This window comes from Leuconostoc sp. C5, from assembly GCF_056530425.1.
Window position 1 is genome coordinate 67,825 of record NZ_CP134351.1, and the last position, 11,849, is coordinate 79,673.

14 protein-coding genes are annotated in these 11,849 nt (G+C 33.4%); 10 read left to right on the forward strand and 4 right to left on the reverse strand.

All coding sequences use genetic code 11. The annotated features are described in order from the left end of the window. The first annotated feature begins 42 nt into the window (after positions 1–42). The 3 genes from RHP56_RS00395 (at position 43) to RHP56_RS00405 (ending at position 1,666) form a co-directional block, all read left to right on the forward strand. Positions 43–630, forward strand: a complete 588-nt coding sequence (locus tag RHP56_RS00395) for a helix-turn-helix domain-containing protein (protein ID WP_002815470.1) — start codon at positions 43–45, stop codon at positions 628–630. A gap of 57 nt (positions 631–687) precedes the next feature. Further along, positions 688–1,425: an SDR family NAD(P)-dependent oxidoreductase gene (locus RHP56_RS00400; RefSeq protein WP_102753319.1), complete on the forward strand. Its 738-nt coding sequence runs from the start codon at positions 688–690 to the stop codon at positions 1,423–1,425. Positions 1,426–1,540: 115 nt separating this feature from the next. Beyond that, the gene (locus tag RHP56_RS00405; RefSeq protein ID WP_011679061.1) at positions 1,541–1,666 is read left to right on the forward strand and encodes a putative metal homeostasis protein; all 126 of its coding nucleotides are present in this window, start codon (positions 1,541–1,543) and stop codon (positions 1,664–1,666) included. 818 nt (positions 1,667–2,484) lie between these two features. Here the strand turns inward: RHP56_RS00405 and RHP56_RS00410 are convergent. Both RHP56_RS00410 and RHP56_RS00415 read right to left on the reverse strand, forming a co-directional pair. Further along, positions 2,485–3,834, reverse strand: coding sequence for a bacteriocin secretion accessory protein (locus RHP56_RS00410; protein WP_014324155.1), 1,350 nt, complete (start codon positions 3,832–3,834; stop codon positions 2,485–2,487). 17 nt (positions 3,835–3,851) lie between these two features. Further along, complete coding sequence (locus tag RHP56_RS00415) at positions 3,852–5,999, reverse strand: peptide cleavage/export ABC transporter (protein WP_096638837.1); 2,148 nt, start codon at positions 5,997–5,999, stop codon at positions 3,852–3,854. Between the two features lie 688 nt (positions 6,000–6,687). Here RHP56_RS00415 and RHP56_RS00420 point away from each other — a divergent pair. The 7 genes from RHP56_RS00420 to RHP56_RS00450 all read left to right on the forward strand — a co-directional run bounded on the left by RHP56_RS00420 (position 6,688) and on the right by RHP56_RS00450 (position 9,223). Then, positions 6,688–6,888, forward strand: coding sequence for a ComC/BlpC family leader-containing pheromone/bacteriocin (locus RHP56_RS00420; RefSeq protein ID WP_036089375.1), 201 nt, complete (start codon positions 6,688–6,690; stop codon positions 6,886–6,888). After that, complete coding sequence (locus tag RHP56_RS00425) at positions 6,881–7,045, forward strand: class IIb bacteriocin, lactobin A/cerein 7B family (RefSeq protein WP_096638839.1); 165 nt, start codon at positions 6,881–6,883, stop codon at positions 7,043–7,045. Before RHP56_RS00420 ends, RHP56_RS00425 begins: the two co-directional genes overlap by 8 nt. 604 nt (positions 7,046–7,649) lie before the next feature. Further along, entirely contained in the window at positions 7,650–7,826 is a 177-nt protein-coding gene (locus RHP56_RS00430; RefSeq protein WP_096638841.1) for a class IIb bacteriocin, lactobin A/cerein 7B family, read from the forward strand. 29 nt (positions 7,827–7,855) lie between these two features. Continuing rightward, positions 7,856–8,017, forward strand: a complete 162-nt coding sequence (locus tag RHP56_RS00435; RefSeq protein WP_010287029.1) for a class IIb bacteriocin, lactobin A/cerein 7B family — start codon at positions 7,856–7,858, stop codon at positions 8,015–8,017. A 621-nt stretch (positions 8,018–8,638) separates the two neighbouring features. Beyond that, positions 8,639–8,818 carry a class IIb bacteriocin, lactobin A/cerein 7B family gene (locus RHP56_RS00440; RefSeq protein WP_036089377.1) on the forward strand — a complete coding sequence of 60 codons (180 nt, stop codon included), beginning with the start codon at positions 8,639–8,641 and terminating at the stop codon, positions 8,816–8,818. A 13-nt stretch (positions 8,819–8,831) separates the two neighbouring features. Further along, positions 8,832–9,005: a class IIb bacteriocin, lactobin A/cerein 7B family gene (locus RHP56_RS00445; protein ID WP_072612884.1), complete on the forward strand. Its 174-nt coding sequence runs from the start codon at positions 8,832–8,834 to the stop codon at positions 9,003–9,005. 5 nt (positions 9,006–9,010) lie between these two features. Further along, the gene (locus RHP56_RS00450) at positions 9,011–9,223 is read left to right on the forward strand and encodes a hypothetical protein (protein ID WP_011679067.1); all 213 of its coding nucleotides are present in this window, start codon (positions 9,011–9,013) and stop codon (positions 9,221–9,223) included. Positions 9,224–9,494: 271 nt separating this feature from the next. Here RHP56_RS00450 and RHP56_RS00455 read toward each other — a convergent pair whose 3' ends face one another. Together RHP56_RS00455 and RHP56_RS00460 are read right to left on the reverse strand one after the other, a co-directional pair. Then, positions 9,495–10,220, reverse strand: coding sequence for a response regulator transcription factor (locus RHP56_RS00455; RefSeq protein WP_011679068.1), 726 nt, complete (start codon positions 10,218–10,220; stop codon positions 9,495–9,497). A 5-nt stretch (positions 10,221–10,225) separates the two neighbouring features. Further along, positions 10,226–11,536 (reverse strand): sensor histidine kinase, encoded by a 1,311-nt coding sequence (locus RHP56_RS00460; RefSeq protein ID WP_061514751.1) that lies wholly within the window; start codon positions 11,534–11,536, stop codon positions 10,226–10,228. Positions 11,537–11,849: the final 313 nt, after the last annotated feature.

Here is an 11,849-nt window from a genome sequence, read left to right on the forward strand (position 1 = left end):
TGTTTATTGTCAACGTAAACATATTAACTAAAAGGGAGTTATATGAATGATTTAGTCAATACTTTTTCAGAAGTCAATAATTTAGGTCGGTTAATTCGTGGCATGCGTGAAGCACGTGGCGTTTCTGTCAATGATTTAGTCCGAGCGACAGGGTTGTCGCGTAGTATGATTTCTAAATTTGAAAGAGGGCAGACAGACATTCAGTTAAGCAGCATGATTAAGATATTTAGTGCTATGTCCTTAACCTTAGATGACTTATGTCATGCGAGACTATTTGACGAATTTTTAATGAATGAATTGTGCGAAAAAGCTTATCAATTTCAAAATGATCACATCGTGTTAAAACAAATTTTAGATGAAATATGTAGCCGTGATTTTTTAATAAGACAAGAAGAAATTTTAAAATTAATTTTGCAGACGTTGCTCAATTCTAATCGTGGTTTGCCAAGTGAAGTTGAGAATTATTTTGATAACCTAGATGGCATTTGGTCTTTCGATACTTATTTGGCATTATTGGCAGAACCTTTCTTAACTCAACGTATTCACTTACGAATTGCTAAGGAATTAGCCCAGTATCAAGGATATCGTCCCAAAATTATTAACACCGCGTATCATGTTTTTGTTCATTAGGAGGTTGTGTTTAGGCTCCGGCATCCTACAGAAAAGATCACTCTAAGGAGAATGTTGATGAAAAATATCGTTATAACGGGTGGTACTTCTGGCGTGGGATTTTCCATTGCCAAAGAAATAGCAAAAGAAGGACACAATATAATTATTGTTGGTCGTCATGAATATAAAGCCCATATAGCTCAGAAGAAGCTAGGAAATAATGTTAAAGTAGCTATCGGAGACCTATCCGACGAAGCTGAACGTGAGGGTGTGATTGATGAAATTAAAAGGTCATTTTCACATATTGACGTGCTAATTCATAGTGCAGGTGTTCTCCCACGCAATGCGAGTGAAAATATCTATGTGAATTTATTACCACATTATTATTTAACGACTAGATTACGTGGCTTATTAGCAAACAGTAGGGTGTTGATTATCACAGGACACCCACAAGCAGTAAATCTTGTACCGATTTGTGAAATACAAAGTAGCGCATTTTCTAGAGCAGCGTGGGTAATCACGCACAAAACGCTCCTAATGATCTTATTAAATCAAATGTTGCGAGATTGCAATAGCACAGTCAATAGCTTTTACCTCGGACAAGTGAATGGCAATTTGATGAGATATACCAAAAAAATAGATAACACAGAAGTATCGGTAGGAGCATATTTGGCGCTTAATGCTACTTTAGAGAAAATGTCAGGCATATTTTTTGATGAAAATGGTAAAATAGTACAGCTTGATAATAAGAAGTATAATTTAAAAACAGCAGAAGAAATTTTGGCACCATACTTGAGTAAGATAACTACGTATTAGGAACTATCATATTGTGGATTAATGAATTGGATGTTATTATTCTATTGACTTAAATAGTAATAATTACTATAATTAAAAGTAATTGTTACTATTTATTGAAAAGGAAAAAATAATAATGGCAGAAAAAAATGATTTAAGCAGTGCATACCGACGATTAAAGAGTCCGAACGCGAAGACAAGAGACCGTGCTTTGAAATTATTAAAAGAAATCAAGGCTAAAAAGTCACAAAAAAGTAAATAGCTGTTCAATATGTGAAAAGGCATCGTATGTTATGATGCTTTTTTTGATTGGGCGCATATTTTTAACCGTTTAGTGCATTTTTACAACCGTTTATGTTATTGAAGTAGAAAAACTAAATCAAGTGTATATAGTTATTGTTATATAGATTAAAATACAACAAATTTAAAAGGGAGGGTGAAAAACATCAAATTACATCAGAAGGGATAATCATCAAAACTATCTGATGCGTTTGTTTATGTTTTGAAATTTAGATTGATCTTAATCGTGCTAATTATTGTTTATAATTGGGGAATTGTATGAAGTGATTTTGAAAAAAGTCATTTCAGGTGATAATGTGCATGCGCCATAGAACTGTTTTTTATGGTGATTCAGTCTACATACTTGGGACACTTAATTTGAATCATAAAGTGTTCTTGTTATTGAAGTGAGTTAATGGGGAGAAGGATATGAAATGGAATCGTTATTTATTCAAGTTCATTACCTTTGCATGTGTAGTTCTATCTTCAAAATTAATGGAGATGGACAATTTTCGAAAAAGCTAGTATGTTAGATCACAATTTTACATTGATCAGCTTCGGAAAATTTGTTGCACTATAAAAAATTTTTGGAGTAGTATAGGTCCACAATTGAAAAACACAGCAAGGGGGCTGTGTTTTTCAATTGTGGTGGTCTGTGATGATGAAGAACAATTGATATTGGGGCTCATCATGTCACGCTTGTGCTCGTGTCCTATTCCTTCAACCATGCGTATGGGAATCAAAAAAAAACGTACCACCTTTTTTACTCAAGGGTGATACGTTTTTTTTAGGTTGTGCACGCTATTGATGAATCAACGTGTTTTTAATGTGCGAAATCCAAGTGCTTTTCCCCGTGATGATACTAACTGTTCCAGTTTGTCCATAATGAATATTTTGATAGTCTTTTGGACGTAAGTTTAATATTGCACTGACCTGATAAAAATTACCGGTTTTTGTTGTAATAGGATTAGCAGGAATACTTGTAATATTGCCTGGTATCACCATGTGTTTGCTATTTTTTTCTGTTAAATGATAACGTATTGATTGATTTTCCACTATCTCTGAAATTTCATTTGCAGAGATATAAAAACTAACTTTTAAGTCAGGAGTTTTTTTGAGATTTGGATATATTTGTGCAATATTAGTTCCTTGAGGAATGCTAGTTAATTTTGTTTTGTTGATTAATAAATTGACCGTGCCGGATTCAGTAGCGATGATAGTATTTTTGCCACTTGTTTCTGTTGCAGCGTGTTGTATTTTGGTCTGTTCAATTTCTTGATTAAGCGTTTCTAATTCTTTCGTAATAGAGGCTAGTTGTTGTGATTTTAGTTCGTTGAGCTTGTTTGTGAGCGCATCTTCTGCTAAATTTGTGGAAGAAAAACCGGCATATTGTGTCTTATAGCTAGTTAACGCGTCATTTATTGAATCAATTTGTTGTTGAATACTAGTTACAGTTTCTTTTTTTAGTTTATCTACCTGTGAAATGGGCAACTCTTTTGTTTGATGTTGGTAGTCTAAGAAGGTGCTGTAGTAGGCATTTTTAGGTGATAAGCTTGTGTTTTTTATTATGGCATTAATCAGGTCTTGATACTGGCTAAGCTCTGAATTTTTCTTATTTATAGCTTCTGATATAATTATTTTTTGCTGTTTGACGCGATCTTGGTCATTGACTTGTTGCTGATGGTCTGTAGACAGACTGCGACGTTGAGAAAGATAACTTTGGTATGAAGTGGAACAACCAAAGTTATCGTCATCAGTAAATAAATTTTGATTCTGTTTTATGCTGTCTTTATAGATTATTAGTGCTTGTACATGTTCTTGCAGATTTTTAAGCGATGATTTTTGTAATTGTAAATTGGTATCTGATTCAGTATTTTGATACTGAATCAGAATATCTCCAGCAGTGATTTCCTTTTTTGTAAGTAATTCATTTTTAATGATGGGATTATTACTTGTTGATTGTATCGTTCTAAGTATTTTGATTGGTGCTATCTCTCCAGTGCTTTTAATAACAGTTTCTTTATGAGTAAGGCAAGCAAGCAAAATAAGCAAGACCAAAAGAATAAGTGTTGGAAAAATGATGAGTGTTGTGAAATTTTGATATCTTTTAGTATAAAATTCTGAGCTTTCTAAAAGCCTCTCGTTGAACATAGTTGTACCTCCCATTATTAATGCTTTACAAGATGATAGTATTTTGATTTTTTATGTATAAGTTCAGCATGGCTACCATCTTCACTGATGATCCCTTTTTCAAGCAGAATAACGCGTTGGACTTTTTCAGCAATAGTCAGGCGATGTGCAATAAAAATGATTGTTTTATTTTTAAGCGATAATAAATTATCAATAATCTTTTTTTCAGTTGCGACATCAAGATTACTGGTTGATTCATCCAAAATAAGTATTTGAGAATTACTAAGGAGGGCTCTAGCTAAAGCGATACGCTGCTTTTGGCCTCCAGACATGCCGCCTTCCTCTGAAATTTCGGTTTGATAACTTTGTGGCATATTTTCGATGTCATCTTTAATGTCAGCAAGCTCAACAGCATGTAGGATGTCTTCTTGTGTTGTGTTTTCACGAGCACCTAGTGTTAAATTATCTAATATGCTTCCAGTAAATATGTATGGGTTTTGTGGTAGATAAAGAATATGTTGCCTTAAATTTTGTCGTTGAACGTGTTTAATGTTTTGTTCACCAATAAAAATGTTGCCAGCACTAGGAGATATAAAATGAACAAGTAGTTTGGCTAATGTTGACTTACCGGAACCGCTAACACCGACCAGAGCAATTTTTTCACCAAAGGGGATCTTAATTGAAAAGTGGTGTAATATGTTCTTTTGATAACCATATTGATAGCTGACGTCGTCAACTATAATGTTATGAGGGTTGTTATGATGAAGCTCTTGTGATTCTGATTTTTTAAACTCTGATTTTACAAGATAGACTTCGTTTAATCGTCGGTTAGCAACCGTTGCCGTTTGTAATTTCGCCTGCAAGTTAATAATATTTTGGAAAGGCTCAGTAAAGTAGCCTAGTAATGCATTATAGGTAACTAACTGACCGACACTAATTTGATTACTAATCACTAGCTTGGCACCCAACCATAAAACGAGCACATTGATAATGAGTTGAGTTGCTTGTTTAATACTATTTTGAATGGCTTCGCTTTTTTGATGGGCAAAGGATTTTTTTAAATAATCGACAAATTCACGATCAATTTTTTGGTAGCTCGTCTTCTCGCTTGTCAAAGATTTTATGGTTTCAATACCATTGATGTCTTCAATAATAGATGAGCTCAGCGTTGCATTACTTGCCATCTGTTCTTGATTCAATCGTTCAAATGGCTTCATGAAACAATAGACAATCAAGAAGTAGATAGGAAAAGAGATTAGAGATAGCAGAAAAAGTTTTGTATTTTGAATTGCTAAGACGCTGCCAACAATTATCGTGATACCTAAATCTAAAAAAAGTGAGAGAATTGTATTTGCCATGGCATCAATAATGGTGTTGGCGTCATTAAAACGCGTGACAATTTCACCTGTTCGACGTGTGGCAAAGAAATTAACAGGTAATTCGAACAAGTGCCGTATGTATGATAGTATGACTTCAATCGATAATCGTTGTCCCATAATAGTTAACAGATAGGTGCGAGCAAAACTAAGTAGCTGTTGTAACACATAGGTGGCAATGAGTCCTAATGAAACAACGGTTAATGTGTTAGACATAGCACTAGGAATATAAGCATCAATCACTAGTTGCATATAATAAGAGCCAGCGATACTAATTAAAGTGACTAGCAAAGAAGCGACGACAATATTAGCAATTAATCCTTTTTGTCGACTAATAATTGGCAGAAAGGATAGGATACTGTTTTTATTTTCTTTAAAAGGTTTATATCTGGGTGAAGGCGACATGAACAATGCTACACCAGTCCACTCTTTAGAGAATTCTTGTAACGTCATTGCGGTTTTAGCAACTGTTGGATCTGGATCTGCAATGATAACTTTGTTTTTAGTGAATCCGTACACTACATAATAATGCAAATATTGACCTTTTTTCTCAACATGAGCGATGAACGGCAGAGGCAAATCTTTCATGTTGAATAAGGTAAGGTCAGCTTGAATAGGACGGACATCCATATTGAATGATTCAGCGGCCTTCACTAAGCCTAGCGCCGTTGTACCCGATAGGGATGTTTGACAGCGTTCACGAATGTTAGCTAATGAAACATCTGAGCCGTGTCGCTTTAAAATCATAGCTAGTGCTGCTACGCCACAATCTTTTTCTTCAAGTTGTGATATATAATGAAACTTTCTCATGCTTATGCGCTCCTATAAAATAGCTTTAAAAGTTTATTTTATAGTGAGAATGGCATTTTGTTATTAATTGATCATAATTGGTTGTTATTTTGTGTTGAATGGTGGACTTTTAACCATTCAATGTAATCAAATGATCATTTAGTGTATGATGTATTCATTATTCATTCTTTGTTGTATATTTAATGTATTCGTTGCGCAACGATAGAAAGAGGCTATTGTTACAATGTGAAATAAGTTCGGAGTACTTTTAAAATGAAATTGTTCGTTTTTATATGTAAACACATACACAAGAAAATTTATTAATGGATTGCGGTGCAATTATGTTTGGATTTTTTTTAATACCTGTAACCATAATGGGAGAAAAAACATCTTTATTAACTGCTATTATAGCAGCAGTCATATTTTGGATATTTGATTTCCTTTTAAGTGGTTTTATTTGTAAGTTTAAAGAGTGTTAATTTATTGTAATAGCTTCATTCTTTTTAGTAATCTTGTGTGTCTTATGTATAGGGAGTCGTAGCTTGTAAAATTAAACCAAACAATTGAACAAAAATTTTGTGGATTTTTCAGGGGTAATTGACTAAAATCAACCATAAAGAATTTTTCATTTATAAATTAAAAGTATTGTCTATTTTATTATTATCATGTTTAACATTTCACATGGAATAGTTTATTTAAAGGAGAGTTTATGAACTCACAATCATTGACTAGTTTGTCTGAATTTGAAGCTATTGATAACGGGCAGCTTGAACAAATTGAAGGTGGTATCTTCCCACTCATCATCGGTGGGGTAGTTATTACCAAGGGAGCGGTTATAACAGGTGGTTTATTAGCGGGAGCAGCGGGAGTAGGAGCATATGTTGGATATAAAGCAAAGAAAAATGGATAGTTTTAAAAATTTGGATCACTCAGAACTTTCTGAAGTTGTTGGTGGCGTGGTGCCAATAATAGTGGGTGGCGCTGTAGTCCTGAAGGTGGCTGCTGGTATGGGTGGTGCTTTTGCGGCTGGATATACTATTGGATACGCGCTCACAAAGAAAAAGTAAGGTAAATAAATTATGACTATAACAAGCAAAAGTGTTTTAAAGATTTTTAGTTTGATATTTGTTATTTTACTTAGTGTTACTGCATTGCTTATATATACTAACATCATTGATAGTATCAAAAATTTTTATATATTATACATTTTTTCATTGCTTGCTTTATACTTTAGTTGGACCTGAAAATTAGAATGAGCTTATGTTGTGAATAACTGCGATGTAAGTTCTTTTTTTGGAAATAAATTAAATTATATTCTACAAATAGACGAACATGATTGTGGTGTAGATGCCCTAGCTAGGGTTTTGGTTAAGTATATGGGTATCGTTAAGACTGTCAATGTTTTAAAATTTGAAAACGATGCTTATTCAAGAGGGCTTGGGTTTATTTGATAAAAATTATCCTATCCTTTTATTGCTCATTTCGTAAACTAGAAAAGCATCACCATTATCATTGCTTCTGGTTGTTATTTTGTGCTGAATGGTAGGCTTTTAACCGTTTAACATTTCAACATGACTACTCGTTCCATTCATCTATAGAAACACAACAAGTTAGTGTATGTTTAGTTCTATCGCTGCGCAGCGGTTAAATACCAAAATAATAGGGAGAAGTATGATCAACAGTACAGCGGTTAAGGAATTAAATGACATGGAATTAGAAAGCATTAATGGTGGTTGGTCACCACAAGGTTTTGCTATTTCCTTTGTACTTGGAGGGGCAGTGGGTGTTGGTGTCTATTCAATATATCAATTCGGTATGGACCAAGGATATCGAAACAATAAAAAATAGGATTATATTTATTAAGGAGGGTATTACGTATGGCATTATTTAAAGAATTAAGCAACAAGGAATTGGTAAATGTAAATGGGGGAGTAGTCCCAGTAGCTGTAGTTTTGGGTGTGCCAACATTAGCACTTGGAATATACCAGGCTGGATATGCGGCAGGAAAAGACAGAGCTCAAGCTGGCTTACGTCGATGAAATATCTACTGTTGCTTTTACAGTGTCTAATATTTATCGCTTTATGTTTATTGGTAATATTAATAGGGTTAAGTGATCAACATCGTTTTGGAGCTTTATCATATCATGCTATGAATAATATGTTTGTTTTGTTGATGCTTCTCCAGTTTGTGTTGTTTTTAATACCCAATAAATTATTAGGTGCATTCGAAAACAGTTTGTCCGGATATTTGAGAAAAAAATCATTATGGAAAATTGTTGTATGGACAGGAATAAGTGGTGGCATATTGTCGTTGAAGGAAATAGTTTGTAATAAATTTTAAATTCATATATCTTACATCAAGGATTAAGATGTTTGCGAAACTCTTAAGTAGATTTTTATGGCATGGAGAAATCCATGCTTTTTTTTTGCAGTAAAATTGGTATTGAGCAATTATTCAAATAGTCACTCAAAGATTAGCTATAAATTGCTTTTGAATGTATCATGAATGGTTGTTAATACTCTGTAGATGGACCAAATGGACCTTTTACTACCCTAAAATAGCCACTGACCTCACTTATGTATATATTGTTAATAAATTTTTGTATACTCGAATTATTCGTTGCGCAACGATAAAAAAATATGGGACTAGGAGAAGAGTCATGGATAACTATCTGGGATTAAGTAACTTTAAAGAGTTGAATTCTGAAGAATTACTGGATTCAGGAGGAATAGCTCCTCTGATTGTAGCTGGTTTATGGATCGCTGGAGGAGTTGGCGGTGCTGGAGTTGCCGGCTTCGCTATCGGAGCGACGGCTGGGTACATTGCTAATAAAAAGTGAGGAGAATAAGAAAATGAAAGAATTGAATACATTTGCTAATTTATCAACAGAAGAAATGAAAAATATTCATGGTGGAATTATTCCTGTTAGTCCGAGTACTGTTAAGTGGTATTGCGCTGCAGTTGGTGGTGCCTTTGTGTGGGGATATGACAAAGGATATCAATTTGGAAAGGATTTGGCTAAATAATAATCATGACAGATGATACGAACGCTGCAATAGCATTAGGAGCATTTATATTATACTTTGTCATTGCAGCACTACGTTTTTTTACAGATGTAGGTATCTTAAATATTATTTCTGCAAGAGACTTAGAGCAAGCATCTCATTTTTTGCTAATAATAACTTTTGTTAATTTGATTGTATGGCCATTAAAAAAAGACAGTAAATTTTCTCTTCTTCGGTAAATAGTATTATATAGTTGTCTTTTATTACATAAAATACTATTTTATATAATTCAATTGTAAAAAAACAATCACATTACTTATTCAAATTAGACAGATGGCAAGAAAGTATATGGTTATTATAGGGGAAAACATATCAAAAGTTCTCAGGTTACTGCATTATTGTTAGTGATGTACTGTTGGGAAACTATTAATTCTAGCTATTGCAGATCATACACAAAAAAATAAAAAAGTCGGGTTCACTGAGATGGTAACAGTGAACCCGACTTTTTAGTCACAGGAGGTTTCTTAATGCTTTTATTTTTCTTCGGGAAATTAGACAAGTCAGTTGATTATGAAGGATAATTTCATTATTGACTTTATCAATTTGTTCAATTTTATTAATATTTACAAGATAGGAACGATGGCTACGGAATAATCGATCATCCATCGCTTCGATATCTTGTAATCGACCTGTGAACTGGATACGTTTATTTTTACTCACTAAAGCGATTTGTCGTGTACCAGATATTGTTTCAAAGAATAGAATATCATTGAAGGGTATCTGAAAATGGCATTGTGAGGTATTGTAGTGAAATAAGTCTAGAGGCTTATCTTGATGCTTTTTTTCTACAAGATGAGTTAAGCATTCTTTTAATTGCTGCTTAAAATCACTTGATGATTGCGTTTTATCTATAAAGTCCAGTGCAGAAATATGATATTGGAAAGTAAGTGGCAAGAACTCAGAATGAGTCGTGACAAAAATAATAGCAGCATATGGATCATGTTTTCTAATTTCTTTAGCGACCTGAAACCCTTTTTTATCCGATCCTTTGATTTCAATATCGAGAAAGTATATGTGATGCGTTCCATTACTAAGTAAGTGCTGTGATAATTGTTCTGGCTTTGAGTAAGTGTTAATCTGTTGGCATGACCAATTGTTTTCCTGGACTAATTCGTTTAAGTAGCGTCGCAATTTTTGTTGCTGTATGATATCATCTTCTAAAATGTTGATGTGCATAAAATTTATCCTTGTGTAATCAATGTCTGTCGGAATCGATAATTGCTGTATTCGGTTTCTATGTGTGCTTGTTCATAATTACTTAAGATATGTTGCATATTGCTCAATCCAATGCCACGATTAGCTCCTTTACTAGTTACGCCATCTTGAAAAATATGGCCGATATTAATAAATTCTTGGTTAGTGGAATTTTCAATAATGAGACGGTGCTCCTGCTTAATATTATCTGTAATAAACGCAATATTAATAAACGCCACTGAGCATGCTTCGCTGGCTTCAATAGCGTTGTCTAATAAAATACCCAGCATACGAATATAATCAAAAACATCAACGTGACAAGTGGACCATTTTTGTTCAATTTCGAATTCTATATGAATACCTTTTTCTAGTGCTAAAATAATTTTATTTGATAGAATACTTTTGATCGCGGGGATGTCGATTTTTGTTAATGATCCTAAGGTGTGATTCCCATGATTTAATACATTCGGGGAGTTTTTTAATACATCTTCATATATAGAGCGAATCTGATTGATATCACCGGCTTGTATACTTGTTTCTAAACTGACAATTAGGTTGGCATAATCATGACGAAAACCATTGATACTTTTATAGAGATCTTCGATTTGTGTTGTATAGGTTGTTAAATGATCTAATTGCTGTTGCTTTTGCTGCGCTAATTGAAAGTTGAAATAATTTTGGGTAGTATTCTTAAGATAAACCAATAATGATATTAAACTAATAACAAAGAACATATTAACAGCATTTTTATATGAAGTATTGTTAAATTGGTACGTCAATAAATAAAGTATTAGGCTAATAGACAATAGTGAGTTGATAAATTTCAAACGATTGCTTTTCTGTAAATGTTGGTTTTTTCGTATAATTTCTAGATTCGGTGCAATCAGTTTGATTACACCAAACTGTATAATGCCTATGAGTATTGGTGTAGCAATGCTGTCATAGAGAGTCACAACATCGTCTACAAAAAAGTGCGAAGGCAAAAATAGTTCGCCAAATGATTGAAGTATAGTTCCTAAAGCAGATACCGTTAAAATGGCGTATAGTCCATAAAAACAGATGAGATGAATATTTTGAGTTTGTCTATTGGGAAGTACCCCCAACAGGACTAAGTACAATACTTGTACAGAGTGCCCCAGTATACTCAATGAGTGTGTTGTTACTAGAATCACTATTACAAATAAAACAAAATAGCGTAGGCTGTACTTTGTTTTACTCATCGCACAGAATATAATATATTTTATGCCTGATAAAAATAGAAAACCAAACATAACGTTAATCATTACTAATATATACATAACAAGTTCCCCCTAACTCTAGTTACATTTTACATTAAAAGATAAACGTTTACCATTAAAATCAGCTCAGTCAATTAAGTAAACCAAAAACCATTAACGTAATGTTGTTGACCGTTCAATGAGACAATATTGAAGTTTTATAGAATAGTAGAGATAATGGTTATACAAATATAATTTGAGGGGGTTAAAAGTAATGGAATTAGAACAATTCAAAAAATTAAATCAGGAAACGTTAACTAAAGTTAATGGGGGAGATTTGCTGCGTGGTATGTGCAGGATAATGAACAACGCACATTTTTTTTGAACTAAGTAG